Genomic DNA, 15,945 nt, shown 5'->3' with positions numbered 1-15,945 from the left:
CACCCCTTCAGACCTGTTGGACGGTCAGCGGCTCGATCGCCGCGCGGTCCAGCTCTACACCCAGACCGGGGAGGTCGGGAACGGCTACAAGCCCGGTGGAGTCGGGGAGAAGCGGCTCGGTGAGCATGACGTGGAAAACCTCGGGAACGATCACTGGGGGATCGTAGGGGTATTCCAGCCAGTCGCAGTTGGAAAGCGCGGCGCACAGCTGCAGGTTGCCCGCCACACCGAGCCCGGTGGCCCAGGCGTGCGGGATGACCCGGCGGTGCCTGGCCGCGGCCATCGCGCCGAAGTCGCGCAGCGCCGCGATGTCCTCGCTCTCGTTGGCATCGGGCTGGTAGATGGTGAAGCAGTCGTCCTCCAGCATCCGCACCAGCTGGCCGATGCCCCGGTTGTGCTCGCCCCCGGCGATCGGGACCGGCGAGAGCGCGGTGAGCTCGCGCAGCGCGCGGTAGTCGTGACGGGGGAGCGGCTCCTCCAGCCACGCGACGCCCAGGTCGGCCAGCTCCCTGGCGGTCGTCAGGGCCCGGTCGAAGTCCCACAGCATGCGGGTGCCGTCGGGACGGTAGCGCCAGCGCGCCGCCGCCTGGTTGGCGTCCACCATGATGGCGACGCCGGGGCCGACGGCCTCGCGGACCGCCGCCACCTGGGCGACGTCCTCGGCGATCGTGTCGGCGTGCACGCGCAGCTTCAGGCCGGTGAAGCCCTCGGAGACCACGCGCAGCGCGTCCTCGGCCCGCTGCCCGGGCGAGCGCACCTCGCCGAAGCTGGCGTAGGCGCGGACCTCGCGCGAGTGCCCGCCCCACAGCTGGTAGAGCGGGCGTCCGCAGGCCTTGCCGACGGCGTCCCACACGGCCACGCCGACCACCCAGGGGCGGGGGAAGACGTACTCGGCCACGTAACGCAGGTGGTTGGCGATGTGCCCGGTGGCGAACAGGTCCATCCCGACGAGCCTCGGCCGGATCCATCCCCTGATGGTCTCCAGCAGCAGCGGGCCGGTCGAGTGGCCCATGTCGCCGCCCGCCACGCCGACCACGCCCTCGTCGGTCTCGACCTCGACGATCACCGCGGACATGCTGCGGTGGGCGCCCTCGGGAGCCCACGAGGGGACGAACGGGCGCGGGTAGGGCAGCTCGATGAGGCGTGCCCGGACATCTCGGATTCTCATCCCTTTGTCGCTCCGTCCGCGAGGCCCTTGACGAGGTATTTCTGTACGGCGAGCGCGAAGACGACCACGGGCAGCACGGTCAGCACGCCGACGGCCGACAGCGGGCCCCACAGGCCCCCGTGCTCGGTGTCGGCCGCGATGCCCGCGATCGCCACCGGGATCGTGACGGCCTTGTCGTTGGTGAGGATCAGCGCGAACAGCAGCTCCTCCCAGGCGAGGATGATGCAGTAGATCAGCGTGGAGACGAGCCCGGGGAGGCTGCAGGGCACGATGATCCGGAAGAAGGCGCCGAACCGGTTGCAGCCGTCGATCATCGCGGCCTCCTCCAGCTCGGGAGGCAGGCTGCGGAAGAAGGCCCGCATCAGCCACACCACGTACGGCACCAGGAACGTCACGTAGGCGAGGATCACGGTGATGTACTGGTCGGTCAGCCCGAGCCTGCGGGCCACCAGGAACATCGGCACGACCAGCGCGATCGGCGGCACCGCCCTGGAGGCCAGGATGAGCCCCGCGACGACTCCGGCGCCGCGCATCCGCATCCTGGACAGCGCGTACCCGGCCATCGAGCCCGCGACCATCGAGATGATCGCCGCACCGCCCGCCACGATCACCGTGTTCAGCATGCGGGGCAGGATCCGCGCCTGGTTGAAGTAACTGGTGTAGTTGTCGAAGGTCAGCTCGCTGAACCAGCGCGGCGGCACGGTGAAGATGTCGCGCGGCACCTTGAAGGAGATGCCGACCATGTAGATCACGGGAAAGAGGAAGACGAGGGTGGCCAGGATCGCGCCGCAGATCGCCGCGGCGCGGCCCAGGCGGCCGGTGCTCACCATCGGTTCTCCAGACGACGGCTGATGCGGAACAGGAAGTAGGTGATGATCATGGTGATCAGCAGGACGACGGTCGCCATCGAGGACGCCGAACCGAACTCGAGGCCGCGGAAGCCCTTCTCGTAGATGTAGAGGTTGACCACGTCCGTCGCCTGCCCGGGGCCGCCCTTGGTCGCGGCCAGCGCGATGTCGAACATCTTGACCGCGCCGAGCCAGCGGACGACGAAGGCCGCCGCGACCACCGGCACCAGCAGCGGGACCGTGACGTGCCGCAGGGTCTGCCAGCGGTTCGCGCCGTCGGAGCGGGCCGCCTCGTAGACGTCGGAGGGCAGCGCCATGATGCCGGCCGAGGCGATGAGGACCACGAACGGCGTCCAGCGCCAGGTGTCGATGAGGATGAGGCTGACCATGGCGAGCGTCGGGTCGCCGATCCACTCGACGGGACCCACGCCGACCAGCCCGAGGGCGTAGTTGACCACGCCCCACAGCGGGTCGAGCAGCATCCGCCAGACGCCTCCGGCGACCACCGGCGCGACCACCATCGGGATGAGGAACAGCGCCCGGAGCAGTCCGCGCCCGCGCCACTCCACGTTGAGCAGGAAGGCCAGGCCGAAACCGAGGACCATCTGCAGCGGCAGGGCGACGACCAGGTAGACGCCGGTCACCTTGAGCGACTGCAGGAAGCCGGGGTCGGCCAGCACGGCCTCGTAGTTCTTCCACCCGACCCAGCCGCTCGGCTGGAACGTCGACAGGTCGAAGTCGGACAGGCTCACCCAGACCGTGTAGATGATCGGGTACAGCAGCATGCCCGCCAGCAGCACCAGCGCCGGGGCCATGAAGATCCACGCCGTTCCCGGCTCGCCCAGCCTGATCCGGCGGGGCCCGGTGGAACCGCCCGGCCCCCGGGCGGGGGCGGAGGCCGCCCCCGCCCGGGGTGATCGGGTGCGAAGGGCACTCACTGGGCGTAGCCCTTGGACTTCAGCAGGGCGGAGATGTCCACGGCCGCCTGGTGGACGGCGTCCTTGGCCGGGGCCTGCCCGGACATGGCGCGGCTGGTCTGCAGGGCGAGGATCTGCTGGACCGCGTCCGACTCGGGGAGCCTGGGCCGCCACATCTGGCCCTTGGAGATCGCCTCGTAGCCCTTGGTGATCGCCTCGTAGACCGGCTTCAGCCACGGGGCGGGCGGGGTGCCCTGCAGCGTGGAGTCACGCGCGGGGAACGTTCCCAGGTTGGCGCCGACCCACTGCTCGCCCTCCTTGGAGGTCACCCACTGCAGGAAGGTCCACGCGGCGGCCTGGTGGGCCGACTTCTTGGCGACGCCCGCCGACCAGATGCCGCGGTGCGCGCCGGGTCCGGCGCTTCCCGCGGGCAGGGTGGTGATGCCGACCTGGTCCTCGGACAGGGTGGTGGTCGCCTTGTCGATCGCCGTGCCCTTGTAGACGCTGCCCCACATGAACATCGTGGCGACCTTGCCCTGGCGGAACGCCTCGAGCGGCTCGTTGAACTGGTAGGTGCTCGCCCCGGGCGGGGCGTACTTCAGCAGGTCGATCTGGGTCTGCAGCGCCTTGACCCCGGCGTCGTCGTCGAAGCTCACCTTGAGGTCGTCGTCGAGCAGCCTCCCGCCGTTGGAGTTGAGCACGGTCTGCCAGATCGTCGGCGTCAGCGGGTCCTTGGTGAAGTAGGTGCCCACCGCCCAGGCGTCGGGCTTGCCGTCGCCGTCGGTGTCCTGAACGAGCTTGGGCGCGTCGGCGAAGTACTGCTCCCAGGTCGTCTCCGACGTCGGCTCGGCGACCTTGGCCTTCTTGTACAGCTCCCGGTTGTAGAACATCAGCAGCAGGTTGGAGCGGACCGGCACGCCGTACTGGTGGCCGTCCCACTGGCCCGCCGCCAGAGGGGAGGGGTTGAAGTCGTCCCAGGCGTAGCCGGCGTCGGTGAACTTCGCCAGGTCGGTCTTGAGGTCGACCAGCCCGCCGGTCTTGGCCAGCTGCGGGAACCACGGGTCGTCGCCGAGGATCACGTCGTAGGTCGCCGTCGGGCTGGTCAGCTCCAGCATCGACTTGGCGAGCTGGTCGTTGTACGGCACGCCGTCCACGGTGACCTTGATGTTCGGGTGCTTCTTGGCGAACTCGGGGACCAGCTGGTCCTGCCACTGCTTGGCGAAGGCGTCGTTGGCGATGACTCTGATCGACACGGGGCTCTCGGCCGTGCCGAGGCCGCCGCCGTCGGCGGGAGCCTCGGTGGTGGATGAGCCGCAGCCCGCCAGCGTCAGGCCGAACGCGGTGACGACCGCGCCAAGCCGGAGGAATCTGCGCATGGCGGATTCTCCTCTCAGGGGTGGATCAAGGGGTGGATCAGGGGGAGGAAAACGGGGTTCGGCTCAGGCGGCCGGGTCGATCGCGAGTTTGACGATGTCCCGGCCGTCGAGGGGCGAGCCGGAGCCGAGAGCGGTGAGGGCCTCGCCCACCCGCTCGAGCGGCACCCGGTGGCTGACCACACGGTCGTACGGCCAGCCGCCGCGCTCCAGGATGAGCAGCGCCTGGTGGTAGCGGCGCAGCATGTCGGGGCCGGCGCCGTAGACGCCGGCGATGGTGATGTCACGCTTCAGCAGATCGCTGAAGGGGTTGAAGGGCACCGTCCCCCGGTCGGTGAAGTTGCCCAGCTCGGCGAGCACGCCGCCGTCCGCGACCAGGCCGACGGCCTCCATGAAGGCGTGCGGCGAGCCGCTGGCGCCGACCACGCAGTCGGCTCCCGGCGCGCCGAGGGCGTCGAAGATCGCGCGGCGCCGTTCGGCCACGTCGGTCAGCTCCTGGATGCTCACCGTGGCGTCCGCGCCGAGCGCCGCCGCGAGTTCGAGGCGCGCGTCGGGGGCTCCCACCGCGACCACCCGGTGCGCCCCCGCGGCGCGGGCCGCGACCACGGCCATCAGCCCGATCGCGCCGACCCCCTGCACGAGCACGGTCGAGCCGACGCCGACCGAGCCGCGTTCGACGCCGTGCAGCGCCACCGACATGGGCTCCTGCAGGACGGCCGTCTCTGCGGGCAGGTCGGTGCGGTAGAACACCGTGCCCGGCTTCGAGGCGTGCAGGTACTCGGCGAAGCCTCCGGTGAGGTGCGGCGGGTCCGTCACCGGGGACTTGAACCCGTAGGAGGGACTCCGCCGCGGGCAGTTGCCCGGACGGTGGCGCACCTGGCACTGGTAGCAGCGTCCGCAGCTCAACGCGGGGAAGACGCCGACGCGGTCCCCGACGGACACGGGACGCCCCGCGTGGTCGGCGGTCACACCCTCGCCGAGGGCGGCCAGGGTGCCGACGATCTCATGTCCCAGCAGCGCGGGGAAGGCGATGCTGGCCAGACGGCCCTGGTAGATGTGCGCGTCGGTGCCGCAGACGCCGCACAGCTCCAGCTTCAGGACGAACTCGCCCGGCCCCGGGTCCGGAACGTCGTAGGACCGGATCTCCACCGCACCCGCGGCGTCCACGACGACCGCTGCCCGTGCCGATGTGCTCATCCGGTTCCTCCATATTCTGGATTCTATAGAATATGGAGGGAGCCCTAAGAGTCCCTCACGAACCGGTCAAGAGCTTGGTTGGCTCCGTTACCGGGACGTTTCCTACCCGGGCCCCTGACTCCCGTGCCCTCGACCACGCCGCCCCGCGCCCGAAGACCGCGCCGCGACGCCCCGGGAACCCGTCAGGAAGCGAACGCCGGCGTGTGCCGCAGGGCGAGGCGGACGGTCATGGGGCGTCGAGCGTCGCTTCGGCGCGGAGCGGGTCGAGCGCGCCCTCGCCCCCGGAGGCGGCCCGCCCCCGCACGGGACCCGTCTCAAGGAGCGGCTGAACCGGTCCGCGACCGGGGAATACCGTTTGCGTGGGGCCTCGCCGATCGCGGCCCGGACCACGTCGGAGGCTATCCTGCCGACCGGACGGACCCCGGCCCACCACGGTGACCGGACCTCCGTCGTCCCATTCCGCCGTCCGAAGGGAGCACGATGAACAAGGTGTCACTGGAAGCGCTGGCCTCCCAGCAACTCGAACTCGCACGCACCGCGTCGAGCGGACGTAGCGCGCACACCGTGTACGGCGGGCACGAACACGCGCTCCGCCAGACGCTGATCGCGCTCGATGCCGGACAACGGCTCGGCGAGCATGAGAGTCCCGGTGAGGCCACCGTGCACGTCCTGCGCGGACGGGTCCGGCTGAGCGCGGGCGACGACTCGTGGGACGGCTCGGCCGGGGACCTGCTGATCGTGCCGGAGGCCCGGCACGATCTTGAGGCGGTCGAGGCCTCCGTGGTGCTTCTCACCGTCGCCCTCGGCCGTTCGTCCCAGCACGACCGGTAGCGGACGCCCCGCCCAAGGCTCGCCGACGCACACTGTCGCCCGGTCAGGAAGGGCGAGACGTCCATGGCGAGACCGGATGCCACCCCCGTCCTTGGCACTGGAAAGCGGTGAGCCGGTGACATGCGTCCCGGAGAGGAGAAGGCGTCCTCCTGGCGTTCGCCGCTGTGAATCCATGTGAGGCGAGGCGCGGAGGCTGCTGCCGGCGGGATTCGCCGGACCGAAAGCCGGTGGACCCGGGAGTGTCAGGCTCCGGCCTGCAGTTTTCGGGCCTTGTCGAGGCGCTCGACCATCTTCGGGTACGCCTTGCCGGGCAGACAGTGGGACAGATAGCGCTCGATGACCGCTATCTCGGCGGTGTAGTCCCTCCTACGCCGATGGATGATGGCGGCCCGCTCATAGAAGGTAACCAGGGGGGTGACGTCGTTGTCCGAGGCGAGGGGAGAATCCCTCATGATCCTTGCGTGTGCCTCGTTGGCCGGAAACAACCGCTCAAGGAGGACGAGGATCTCGTCTTCTCGCTTCTGAGCTCGAAGCTGGTCGAGGACGGGAATCCAGTCGGTGAGGCGACGGCCGTCCACCTGGCCGGCACGTTCGGCGGCTTCTCTGACGTGGATGCTCTTTTCGAGCTTGTCCGAGTGAGCCGTCAGTTCTCGATCTGACATACGCTGCGGCCGCGACTGCTGCGGCGTCGCCGGTGTGGCCTTGCGCCTGCTGAACCAGCCCATGCCAACTCCTTCTTGATCCACTTTGGAATGCCATGTTCCATCGGGGTCACGGGTTCCTGGGCCGGCTTGATCTATTCGTTAGCACCTGACCCTGCTGCAGGCGCCGACTACCCGGGGACGATGCGCAGGCCGGATCACGGCGCGTGGATCCCCTGATCGAGCTGTGGGCAGGTTGATATCCGCTGAGTGCGGCGACGACTCCGGTGACGCTCTTACGGCGCTGCCTGGTCTGGAGAACCAGGTGCTGGGTGTCGAGGTCGTAGACGAGTTAGTGTTTTTGTTTACGTTCAATGCCCATCTGGATTGCTGTGACCATTTTGGTAGTTTCGGGAAGTCTGTGTGTTTGGAGTGTTTTCTAGGCATCCCTAGGAGTCGTTTGTGTATCGATTGAAAATTGCATGATGAGTTGATCTCCGTGAAGTGCATAACCTGCCTTGTCCCTACTAGACCCGCAGGTGGAAGCCATGAGCGAGCAGTCGGCACAGGTGATCGTCGGTGAAGGGCAGGCCCTTGACCCTTCCAGCGCCACGAAAAGGACCGACAGCTCAGGTGGTAAGAAACCTCCGGCCGCGCGAGTGGCTCCGAAGTGGGAGACGGATGCGCGGGACCGGGTTCGAGCGGCTGTGCGTCGCTTTTCCAGGCCGCTGGCCGATCTCGTGGCCCGCGACGCGAACGAAGGAGACACGCGGCTTCTGATCACGGATTTCCTGTGTGAGGGCCTGGGATACGACAAGTACGAGGACCTCACCACGGAGTACCAGGTCAAGGGTGAGTTCGCCGACTACGGCATCCGCATCGACAAGCAGCTGGTCGCCTTCATCGAGGTGAAGCGGTGCAGCCAGAAGCTCAACACCAAGCACCTGCGCCAGGTGCAGATGTACGCCGTCAACGAGGGCGTCGAGTGGATGATCCTGACCAACGGGCAGGTGTGGCAGGCCTACCACATGACCGCCGGCCTTCCCGTGGTCATCGACCTCGCCTTCGAGGTCGACCTTCTCGGGGACGCCGGTCTGGCGGCCAAGGTCGACAGTCTTTTCTACCTGACGAAGGAGGCGGTCAAGCGACGCCTGATGGACGACCTGTGGAAGGCCTGTGCCGCGACGTCTGCGAAGTCGTTGGCGCAGGTCCTGCTGTCCGAAGTGGTGGTCGACGCCGTACGCAAGGAGCTTCGACGGCAGACAAGCTACAACGCCGACACCGCCGAGATCCATCGCGCCCTGCGTGACGAGGTTCTGCGAGCAGAGATCTTGTCTTGATCATCAGGCTCTCCGGATGAGGGCCCCGAACGGTTCGCCTGATTCGGGGCACCTTCGTCGGCCGGCAACCCCCTGAAACCGTGGAGACCTTCTATGCAGCCATGAGCTGCCGACGCCTCGCTGTGGTGGCCGCTCGGGCGGCCGTGATCTGCTGTCCGTAGACGATCGGTGGTGACTCGTCGGCGGCGCTGTGCCGACGGCGGGTGTTGTAGAAACCGGTGATCCAGGTCGCGATCCTCAACCGGGCCTCGGTGCAGGTGGCGAAACGATGCCGGTAGGCGAACCCGACCTTGAGGGTGAAATTGAACGACTCAGCCGCAGCATTGTCCAGCGCACAACCCGCCCGGTCCATCGACCGCACCACACCCCAGTGGCGGCAGGCGGCCTGAAAGCGGGCCGCGGCCGCCGCCCGCCTCAGGGTTCTGGTTCTTGACAAGGGGCCTTCCGTTGAGCCGGGGAAGGTCCGCGCCGACTCCCCGAGGTGCCGGGCGGACCCGGGAACGGAACCGGCGGGTGACGGTGAAGGCAGTGGCGCGGATCGCCGTCGCGGTCCTTCGCCGTCACCCGGGTGTTCACACCTCTTGGCCGGACACGGCCGCGACCGGGCGCACCTCCACGGCGGTGAACCGGGCGTCGGGGAATCGCGTCGCGATCTCAGCCGCCCGTTCCCGGCTGTCGCAGTCGACCAGGAAACACCCCGCCAGGTGCTCCTTGGCCTCGAGGTAGGGCCCGTCCGTGGTCACCGGGACGCCGCCGCGCACCCGCACGGTCCTGGTGTTCGCCGGGTCGGCCAGCGCCATGCCGGCCACCAGCTCCCCGGACTCGACGATCTCCCCGCGCAGAGCCTCGGCCTGCCTGGTCAGCTCGTCGCGTTCCTTCTCGGGCAGCGACAGGAACTCCGGCCTCCGCGAGAACATCGGGTGCTCCCAGTTCTCCGGATTGCTGTAGATCAGGATCAGATATCTCATCGCGGCTTCTTCCGGTTGGCGGTGGACACACTGCTCTGGGCGTTCTGCTCTGTGCGGCGCCGCCAGCCGCGCGGCGCCGCACGGCCGGTCACGCGGGGCCGGCGACGCCGATCAGATTGCCCTCCGGGTCGGTGAAGTGCCCGATCACGAGGTCCCCTCCGGGGGCCCGTTCGGGGCCCAGCCTGCGTGTCCCGCCGAGGCTCTCCGCCCTGCGGAGCGCGCTCTCGACATCGGGGACGTCCACGTAGAACAGGACACGGCGCTCGTAGCCCTCGCCGCCGCCGACGCCGCCGTTGATCCCGGTCCCGTCGCCCGTCGTGCTTCCGTCCACGAATCCGTACGCCCCGGGCGGGGAGACCGCTTCGGTGACCGCGTCACCCGTGCGGAACTCCCAGTCGAACAGGTCTCCGTAGTAACTGCGGAGCGCCGCCGGATCGTTGCCGATGATCTCGAAGTGCACCACTGGCCGTCCCATGACGAATCCTCTCCGCGCCGGTGGCCCGGCGCTCGTGGGGCGCCCCCCTCGGGCGCCTCACGGAGAGGTCGGAGCGGAGGACCCGATCTCGACATCGCGCTCGGCGGCGGTTTCCGGCTCACCGGCGAACAGCCCGCCACGCACGTCGGCTCCCGTACGCCCGACGTCGCCGGCACGGCCTCCGGCCAGGGGCGTCTCGTTCGGGGACGGGGCTCTTTCAGCGCAGGACGGCCGCCAGGTGCTTGGCGAGGCCCTCGGAGGCGGCCTTCACCATCTCCAGCACCTCGGTGAAGCTCTCACGGCCGTCGTAGTAGGGGTCGGGCACCTCGGCGCCCTCCGGCGCCGCCGGGTCGAAGGAGCGCAACAGCCGTACGTCTGCCCCCGGTGGGGCTAGACGGCGCAGGGCCCGCAGGTTGTCGTTGTCCATCGCCAGCACCAGGTCGATCTCGCCGAACCAGGGCGCCAGGAACTGCCTGGCCCGGTGCAGGGAACCGTCGTAACCGTGCTCGGCCAGCGTCGCCGCCGCCCGGTCGTCCATCGGGTGGCCCTGGTGCCAGCCGCCCGTGCCCGCGCTGTCGACCGAGACGAGGTCGCCGAGCCCGTGGTCGGCGAGGGTGCTTCTCAGCACGACCTCGGCCATGGGGGAGCGGCAGATGTTTCCCAGACACACCAGACACACGCGATAGCTCATGCCCCCAGCATGCCGTCTGCCGGAACATGCGCGGAACGCGGCGATTTGTTCGCTTGGTCGCGTGGAGAGGGCGCTTGGTTCGTTGGGTTCGCTTTGTTCGCGCGGAGGGAGCCGGACCCCCACAGCGCGAGCCAACACCGCCCAACAGTCCGGCCCCCGACCCGGGAAACACGCTTCAGGCCCGCGCGACGGCCAGGAGGTGGGCGCTGGTGTTGACGATCAAGGGGTCCTGTTCGACGGCGCGGGCGCACCGCAGCGCCGCGTCCATCAGCCGGTCGGCCTCCTGGGGGCCCGCGGCGTCCAGGGCGGTCCACGCCGGTCCTTCGATCCCGTAGACCTCCACGTCCCTCAGTCCCGCGTTCAGCGCCTCGGCCCGCAGTTCCTCGGCGGTGTGGAAGTGGGCGGGCACGAAGCCCACGTGCCCGTCGTAGTCACCGGTGGCGATGAGGCGCTTCACCGCGGAGGCCATCTCCGCGGTGAGCCGCCCGGTGGCGCCGGTCTCCAGGAGCGACAGGTAGCGGCTGATGGCGGCGGCCGCCACGACGCCTCCCGGACGCAGCACCCGCCGTGCTTCGGCGAGCGCCTTCGCGCGGTCCTCCGGTTCGGTCAGGTGGTAGAGGGGGCCGAGCAGCAGGACGGCGTCCACGCTCCGGTCCGGGACGCCCAGTCCGCGGGCGTCGCCCACCTCCGCGCTGACGCCCGGCAGGGCCGCCGCCGCCTCGACGTGGACGGGCACCGGATCCACCAGGTGCACGGCGTATCCGTCCGCGGCCAGCCAGCGCGCGTGCGCTCCCGTCGCGCCGCCCACGTCGAGGATTCGCGCCGGGGGCGGCATCAGCGTCCGCCGCAGCAGTTCCCGGGTGCGCAGGTACTCCAGCCTTCCGTGCGCCGACCTGGTCAGCCGGGTGTCCTCGGAGGTCTCCTTGGTGTAGTGCTCCACCAGCTTTGTGATCATAGAGATCATGGTGGTCGCCCGGAACGCGCCGGTAAAGCGAATTCCGCGTCACCCCGTGACGCCCCGGCCGACGGCCGTCGCCGTGCCTCCGAGCGGCGTGTCCGGTGAATCCGGCGCCCCATCGTCTGTTTGTCGGCGGCAGGTCTTGCGGGGGCCACTGGCTCGCCCTATCGTCGATTGTCGACGATCGACAATTTGGAGGCGTGGTGTCGGACAAGCTCCGCGTGCTGGTGGCATCGCCGTTGGAACCCGAGCATGTGGAGGCCATCGAGGCCGCCGACCGGCGTCTGGAGGTGCTCTACGAGCCGGACCTGCTGCCGCGCCCGCGCTATCCCGCCGATCACACCGGTGTGCGGCCCGAGCTGCCGGAACCCGAGCTCAAGCGCTGGCGCGACCTGCTCGCCAGGGCGCAGGTCAGCTTCGACTTCGACTGGTGGGATCCGGCGGGCATGCCGGTCAACTGCCCGGACCTGCGCTGGGTGCAGGCCACCAGCGCGGGGATCGGCCAGTTCGTCCGCAGGACCCGCCTGTCCGACAGCGACCTCGTCCTCACCACCGCCGCCGGCGTCCACGCCGTCCCCCTGGCGGAGTTCGCGCTCACCGGCGTGCTGCACTTCGTCAAGGGCCTCCCCGAACTGCGACGCTGGCAGGCCGCCCGTCACTGGGAGCGCTACACCACCCGGGGGCTCGCGGGACGGCGGGTGGTCGTGGTCGGCCTCGGCGGCATCGGACGACAGGTCGTCCGGGTCTTCTCGGCCCTCGGAGTCGAGGTCGTCGGCGTGGGCAGGCCAGGCAGAGCGTACGACGTCCCCGGCCTGACCGAGCTGCACCCGTTCACCGCGATCGACGCCGCCCTGGCCGGAGCCGACGCGCTGGTTCTGGCCTGTCCGCTCACCGACGAGACCGAGGGGCTGATCGGCGCGGGGCAACTCGCCGCGCTCGCCCCGGGAGCCGTCCTGGTCAACATCGCGCGCGGCCAGGTGGTCGACGAGGGCGCGCTGGTCGACGCGCTGGCTGCCCGCCACCTCGGCGGGGCCTGCCTGGACGTCTTCTCGACCGAGCCGTTGCCGACCGGCTCCCCGCTGTGGGGAATGGACAACGTCATCGTCTCCCCGCACTCGGCCTCGACCGTCGACAGCGAGAACGGGACGATCACCGAGCTTTTCACCGACAACCTGCGGCGCTGGCTGGACGGCCGCCCGCTGCGCAACCTGTTCGACCGCGAGAGAGGCTACTGACCGTGAGAAGGGCTGCTGACAGGTGACACAGGAACGTTTCCACGGCACGTGGTACATCGTGCCCACGCCGTTCACCCAGGATGACCGCGTCGACGAGGCGAGCATCGCCCGCACGGTCGAGCGGGCGGCCGCGTGGGGAGCGGACGGCGTGACCGTCCTCGGGGTGATGGGCGAGGTCACCAGCCTTTCCGACGCCGAGCGGGAGGCCGTCCTGACCACGGTCGCCAAGGCGGCGCAGGGGCGGCTGCCGTTCGCGGCGGGTTGCTCCGCCGCCTCGCCGTCGCTGGTGCGCGAGCGCGTCCGGCAGGCCGCGTCGTACGGCGCGGCGGCGGCCATGGTCGCCGCGCCTCCGCTCCTGCCGGACGTGGACGGCCTGGCGAGGTTCTTCGAGCGCGTCCGGCAGGACACCGAGCTGCCGATCATCGTCCAGGACGAGCCGAACGCCACCGGGGTCAGGATCCCCGTGTCCGCGCTGCTGGCCGCCATGACCGCCGCCGGCTCCGACGTCGTCAAGCTGGAGGACCCGCCGACTCCACCCAAGATCACAAAGCTGCTCGCCGCCGCGCCGGGTCTCACCGTGTTCGGCGGGCTGGGCGGGGTCGCCGCCTACGACGAGCTCAACCGGGGGGCCGCGGGCACCATGACCGGCTTCGCCTTCCCCGAGATCCTCAAGGCCGTCCGCGGGGCGCTGGAAGAGGGCGACCGGGTCCGTGCGGCCCGGATCTTCGACCGCTACCTGCCCTACATCGCCTTCGAGGGGCAGGTCGGCGTCGGCCTCGCCATCCGCAAGGAGGTGCTCCGCAGGCGCGGCGTCCTGGAGACGGCGCGCACCAGGGGGCTCGCCCCGACGGTCGACGAGGTCACGAGCGCCGAGCTGGACGACGTGCTGGCCCGCGTGGGGATCGTCCCCGGGCCAGAGCCGCTGGAGGTGAGGTGATGGACCTCGGACTGACCGGCAGGCGCGCGCTCGTCGGCGGCGCCACCTCCGGCCTCGGCCGCGCGAGCGCGCACGCCCTGGCCGCCGAGGGCGCCGAGCTGCTGCTCTGGGCGCGTGACGAGGGTCGCCTTGAGGCGACCGCCCGGGAGATCGAGAGCCGGTACGGCGCAAGGCCCGCCGTCGTCGCGGCCGACGCCGGCGACCCGGACGCGGCGGCCGAGGTCGAACGCGTCGCCCGTGAGCGGCTCGGCGGGGTCGACGTGCTGGTGCTCAACGCGGGCGGCCCGCCCTCGGCGCCGCCCGACGCCACGACCCCGGACGGCTGGCGCGCCGCGTTCCAGCTGCTGGCCGTCACCCCCATCGACCTGGCCACCCGGCTGCTGCCCGGCATGCGCGAACGGGGGTACGGGCGCGTTCTCGCCGTGCTCTCCTCGGGCGTCCGCGAGCCCATCCCCAACCTGGTGTACTCCAACGCGGGGCGTTCCGCGCTGAACGCCTGGCTGAAGACCGTCGCCCGCGAGGTGGCGGCGGACGGGGTGACGGTCAACGGTGTCATGCCCGGACGGATCGCCACCCCCAGGGTCGCCTCCCTCGACGAGGCGGCGGCAGAACGCGAGGGCGTCGATCCCGAAGAGGTCCGCTCACGCAGCCGGGCCGCCATCCCCGCGCGCCGCTACGGCACGCCGGAGGAGTTCGGCGCCGTCGTCGCCTTTCTCGCCTCCGCCGCGGCCTCGTACGTCACCGGGTCCACCATCGCGTGCGACGGCGGCCTGCTCAGGGGCCTTCCGTGACGGCCCAGGGGCCGCCGGGGACGGTGGCCGCCGGGCCGCCGGGGAGCGCGAAGGAGCCGAGGCGGGCCGTTCCGCAGGCCGGCGCCCCGCCCGGCCTCTCGGGGGCGGTCGGCCGGATCACCGGCTCCGGGATCAGGGCGGTGGCCAACGCGGCCTGGCGGGTGCCGGGGGCGATCCGCCTCGAGCTGGGCGAACCCGACTTCGCCACGCCGCCTCACATCGTCGAGGCGGCGTACACCGCGACCAGGGGCGGGGCCACCCGCTACGCCCCGACCGCGGGGATCCCGGAGCTACGTGAGGCCCTGGCCGCCAAGGTGGGCACGGTGAACGGCGTCGCCGCCGCGCCGGAGGAGGTCTTCGTCTCCTGCGGGGCCGTCGAGGGCCTGTACGCCGTCTACCGGGCGTTGCTCGACGAGGGCGACGAGATCCTGGTCCCCGACCCCGGATGGCCGAACTTCACCAATCTCGCCCACCTGGCCGGGGCCCGTCCGGTGGGATACCGGCTGCTCCCCTCCGACGGATACCTCCCCGACCTGGAACGGCTGGACCGGTCGGTGACGGCGCGCACCCGCGCCGTGCTGGTCAACTCACCGGCGAACCCGCTGGGGACGGTCTGGCCGGGCACGACGCTCGCGGCGGTCGCGGAGTGGGCCGCGCGGCACGGGATCTGGGTGATCGCCGACGAGTGCTACGACCAGCTCTGGCTGGACGAGCCCTCCCGATCCATGGCCGCACTCGCGCCTGACGCGCCGGTGGTCAGCGTGTTCTCCTTCTCCAAGACGTACGCGATGACCGGCTGGCGCGTCGGGTACGTGGTGGCGGGGAGGCCCCTAGCCGAACGGATCGCCCGGGTGCAGGAGACGGCCGTCTCCTGCGTCTCCACACCCGCGCAGCACGCCGCGCTCGCCGCGCTGCGCGGTCCCCAGGAACCGGTCGAGGAGATGCGCGCGGCCTACCGCGCCCGCCGGGACCTCGCGCTCGCGGTGGCGCAGGAGGTGGGACTGCCCGCGCTCAGGCCGGAGGGGGCGTTCTACCTCTGGCTCGACGTGGGAGGCCGTCCCTCGGCGGAGCTGGCCATGGACCTGCTGCGCACCCGCGGCGTGGCCGTGGCCCCCGGCGCGGCCTTCGGGCCGGGCGGGGAGGGGGCCGTACGGCTCTCGCTCGCCGCGGCCCCCGAGGCGATCGAGGAGGGCCTGCGCCGCCTGGCGGCCCATCTCTCCTCCTGAGCCGAAGTCACCCTTTCACCGGGCCGTTCCCTTCACCGGGCCGTGCGCCGTTCACCGGCGCCGGTCCGGGGGCGGTCCAGGGGCGGTCCGGTCCGTGTCACCGCTCGCCGTACCGGCGCGGCGGGAGTGCGGGCGTGGTGTGTGCCCGTCGCGCCCGGGCGGGATGTCGGCGCGCCGGCCCCCGCGCCGCCACGTGCCGAACGGTACGGCGGGGAACGCGCCTTTCGCCCGCGATCGTTCATCGCCCCTGGTCAGAGGGGCTGCAGTCGCCTACCGTATTGACGCGTGCCCTGGTCGCGAGTGCCGTGAGGGCGTGAGTCGCCGTGCTCGGACGCGTGTTGAACGCAGA

Annotated in this window: 17 protein-coding genes; 6 read left to right on the top strand and 11 right to left on the bottom strand. The window is 70.8% G+C overall.

Annotation, left to right across the window (positions count from 1 at the left end; translation table 11 throughout):
- Positions 1 to 7: 7 nt before the first annotated feature.
- From PKF00_RS40165 to PKF00_RS40145, 5 genes are all read right to left on the bottom strand, one after another.
- Entirely contained in the window at positions 8 to 1,168 is a 1,161-nt protein-coding gene (locus tag PKF00_RS40165) for a mandelate racemase/muconate lactonizing enzyme family protein (protein WP_271223007.1), read from the bottom strand.
- The gene (locus PKF00_RS40160; protein ID WP_271223006.1) at positions 1,165 to 1,998 is read right to left on the bottom strand and encodes a carbohydrate ABC transporter permease; all 834 of its coding nucleotides are present in this window, start codon (positions 1,996 to 1,998) and stop codon (positions 1,165 to 1,167) included. Before PKF00_RS40160 ends, PKF00_RS40165 begins: the two co-directional genes overlap by 4 nt.
- Positions 1,992 to 2,954: a carbohydrate ABC transporter permease gene (locus PKF00_RS40155; RefSeq protein ID WP_271223005.1), complete on the bottom strand. Its 963-nt coding sequence runs from the start codon at positions 2,952 to 2,954 to the stop codon at positions 1,992 to 1,994. The genes PKF00_RS40160 and PKF00_RS40155 overlap by 7 nt, the downstream gene beginning before the upstream one ends.
- A complete protein-coding gene (locus tag PKF00_RS40150) occupies positions 2,951 to 4,309 on the bottom strand; it encodes an ABC transporter substrate-binding protein (RefSeq protein WP_271223004.1) in 1,359 nt (452 codons plus the stop codon). The genes PKF00_RS40155 and PKF00_RS40150 overlap by 4 nt, the downstream gene beginning before the upstream one ends.
- A 63-nt stretch (positions 4,310 to 4,372) precedes the next feature.
- On the bottom strand, positions 4,373 to 5,503 hold the full coding sequence (locus PKF00_RS40145; RefSeq protein WP_271223003.1) for a zinc-binding dehydrogenase: 1,131 nt from the start codon (positions 5,501 to 5,503) through the stop codon (positions 4,373 to 4,375).
- A gap of 480 nt (positions 5,504 to 5,983) precedes the next feature.
- On the opposite strand from PKF00_RS40145, the gene PKF00_RS40140 reads away from it, so the two are divergent.
- Positions 5,984 to 6,334: a cupin domain-containing protein gene (locus PKF00_RS40140; RefSeq protein WP_271223002.1), complete on the top strand. Its 351-nt coding sequence runs from the start codon at positions 5,984 to 5,986 to the stop codon at positions 6,332 to 6,334.
- Between the two features lie 242 nt (positions 6,335 to 6,576).
- On the opposite strand, the gene PKF00_RS40135 is transcribed toward PKF00_RS40140, so the two are convergent.
- Positions 6,577 to 7,059 carry a hypothetical protein gene (locus tag PKF00_RS40135; protein WP_271223001.1) on the bottom strand — a complete coding sequence of 161 codons (483 nt, stop codon included), beginning with the start codon at positions 7,057 to 7,059 and terminating at the stop codon, positions 6,577 to 6,579.
- A 623-nt stretch (positions 7,060 to 7,682) separates the two neighbouring features.
- On the opposite strand from PKF00_RS40135, the gene PKF00_RS40130 reads away from it, so the two are divergent.
- Positions 7,683 to 8,315 (top strand): type I restriction enzyme HsdR N-terminal domain-containing protein, encoded by a 633-nt coding sequence (locus tag PKF00_RS40130; protein ID WP_271223000.1) that lies wholly within the window; start codon positions 7,683 to 7,685, stop codon positions 8,313 to 8,315.
- A gap of 91 nt (positions 8,316 to 8,406) precedes the next feature.
- Here PKF00_RS40130 and PKF00_RS40125 read toward each other — a convergent pair whose 3' ends face one another.
- From PKF00_RS40125 to PKF00_RS40105, 5 genes are all read right to left on the bottom strand, one after another.
- Positions 8,407 to 8,751 (bottom strand): integrase core domain-containing protein, encoded by a 345-nt coding sequence (locus PKF00_RS40125; protein WP_271222999.1) that lies wholly within the window; start codon positions 8,749 to 8,751, stop codon positions 8,407 to 8,409.
- Positions 8,752 to 8,887: 136 nt separating this feature from the next.
- Entirely contained in the window at positions 8,888 to 9,283 is a 396-nt protein-coding gene (locus PKF00_RS40120) for a YciI family protein (RefSeq protein WP_271222998.1), read from the bottom strand.
- Between the two features lie 88 nt (positions 9,284 to 9,371).
- Positions 9,372 to 9,758, bottom strand: a complete 387-nt coding sequence (locus PKF00_RS40115; RefSeq protein ID WP_271222997.1) for a VOC family protein — start codon at positions 9,756 to 9,758, stop codon at positions 9,372 to 9,374.
- A 217-nt stretch (positions 9,759 to 9,975) separates the two neighbouring features.
- Positions 9,976 to 10,449: a low molecular weight protein-tyrosine-phosphatase gene (locus PKF00_RS40110; RefSeq protein ID WP_271222996.1), complete on the bottom strand. Its 474-nt coding sequence runs from the start codon at positions 10,447 to 10,449 to the stop codon at positions 9,976 to 9,978.
- 175 nt (positions 10,450 to 10,624) lie between these two features.
- Entirely contained in the window at positions 10,625 to 11,404 is a 780-nt protein-coding gene (locus tag PKF00_RS40105; RefSeq protein WP_271222995.1) for a class I SAM-dependent methyltransferase, read from the bottom strand.
- Positions 11,405 to 11,610: 206 nt separating this feature from the next.
- Between PKF00_RS40105 and PKF00_RS40100 the strand changes: the two genes are divergently transcribed.
- The 4 genes from PKF00_RS40100 to PKF00_RS40085 are packed head-to-tail and all read left to right on the top strand — an operon-like array spanning position 11,611 to position 15,596.
- Positions 11,611 to 12,642 carry an NAD(P)-dependent oxidoreductase gene (locus PKF00_RS40100; protein WP_271222994.1) on the top strand — a complete coding sequence of 344 codons (1,032 nt, stop codon included), beginning with the start codon at positions 11,611 to 11,613 and terminating at the stop codon, positions 12,640 to 12,642.
- Between the two features lie 22 nt (positions 12,643 to 12,664).
- Positions 12,665 to 13,579, top strand: a complete 915-nt coding sequence (locus PKF00_RS40095; RefSeq protein WP_271222993.1) for a dihydrodipicolinate synthase family protein — start codon at positions 12,665 to 12,667, stop codon at positions 13,577 to 13,579.
- Entirely contained in the window at positions 13,579 to 14,370 is a 792-nt protein-coding gene (locus tag PKF00_RS40090; protein WP_271222992.1) for an SDR family oxidoreductase, read from the top strand. Before PKF00_RS40095 ends, PKF00_RS40090 begins: the two co-directional genes overlap by 1 nt.
- A complete protein-coding gene (locus PKF00_RS40085; protein ID WP_271222991.1) occupies positions 14,367 to 15,596 on the top strand; it encodes a pyridoxal phosphate-dependent aminotransferase in 1,230 nt (409 codons plus the stop codon). Before PKF00_RS40090 ends, PKF00_RS40085 begins: the two co-directional genes overlap by 4 nt.
- Positions 15,597 to 15,945 lie beyond the last annotated feature (349 nt).

The organism is Streptosporangium carneum, from assembly GCF_027922005.1.
GTDB lineage: Bacteria > Actinomycetota > Actinomycetes > Streptosporangiales > Streptosporangiaceae > Streptosporangium > Streptosporangium carneum.
Note: the sequence above shows the minus strand (reverse complement) of the source record. Positions and strands in the feature narration are given on the sequence as shown.

Excerpts from the sequence above, each read along its gene's own strand:
- PKF00_RS40165 (WP_271223007.1), bottom strand. The coding sequence starts at position 1,168 with ATGAGAATCCGAGATGTCCGGGCACGCCTCATCGAGCTGCCCTACCCG.
- PKF00_RS40160 (WP_271223006.1), bottom strand. The coding sequence starts at position 1,998 with ATGGTGAGCACCGGCCGCCTGGGCCGCGCCGCGGCGATCTGCGGCGCG.
- PKF00_RS40150 (WP_271223004.1), bottom strand. The coding sequence starts at position 4,309 with ATGCGCAGATTCCTCCGGCTTGGCGCGGTCGTCACCGCGTTCGGCCTG.
- PKF00_RS40145 (WP_271223003.1), bottom strand. The coding sequence starts at position 5,503 with ATGAGCACATCGGCACGGGCAGCGGTCGTCGTGGACGCCGCGGGTGCG.
- PKF00_RS40140 (WP_271223002.1), top strand. The coding sequence starts at position 5,984 with ATGAACAAGGTGTCACTGGAAGCGCTGGCCTCCCAGCAACTCGAACTC.
- PKF00_RS40135 (WP_271223001.1), bottom strand. The coding sequence starts at position 7,059 with ATGGGCTGGTTCAGCAGGCGCAAGGCCACACCGGCGACGCCGCAGCAG.
- PKF00_RS40120 (WP_271222998.1), bottom strand. The coding sequence starts at position 9,283 with ATGAGATATCTGATCCTGATCTACAGCAATCCGGAGAACTGGGAGCAC.
- PKF00_RS40115 (WP_271222997.1), bottom strand. The coding sequence starts at position 9,758 with ATGGGACGGCCAGTGGTGCACTTCGAGATCATCGGCAACGATCCGGCG.
- PKF00_RS40110 (WP_271222996.1), bottom strand. The coding sequence starts at position 10,449 with ATGAGCTATCGCGTGTGTCTGGTGTGTCTGGGAAACATCTGCCGCTCC.
- PKF00_RS40105 (WP_271222995.1), bottom strand. The coding sequence starts at position 11,404 with ATGATCACAAAGCTGGTGGAGCACTACACCAAGGAGACCTCCGAGGAC.
- PKF00_RS40090 (WP_271222992.1), top strand. The coding sequence starts at position 13,579 with ATGGACCTCGGACTGACCGGCAGGCGCGCGCTCGTCGGCGGCGCCACC.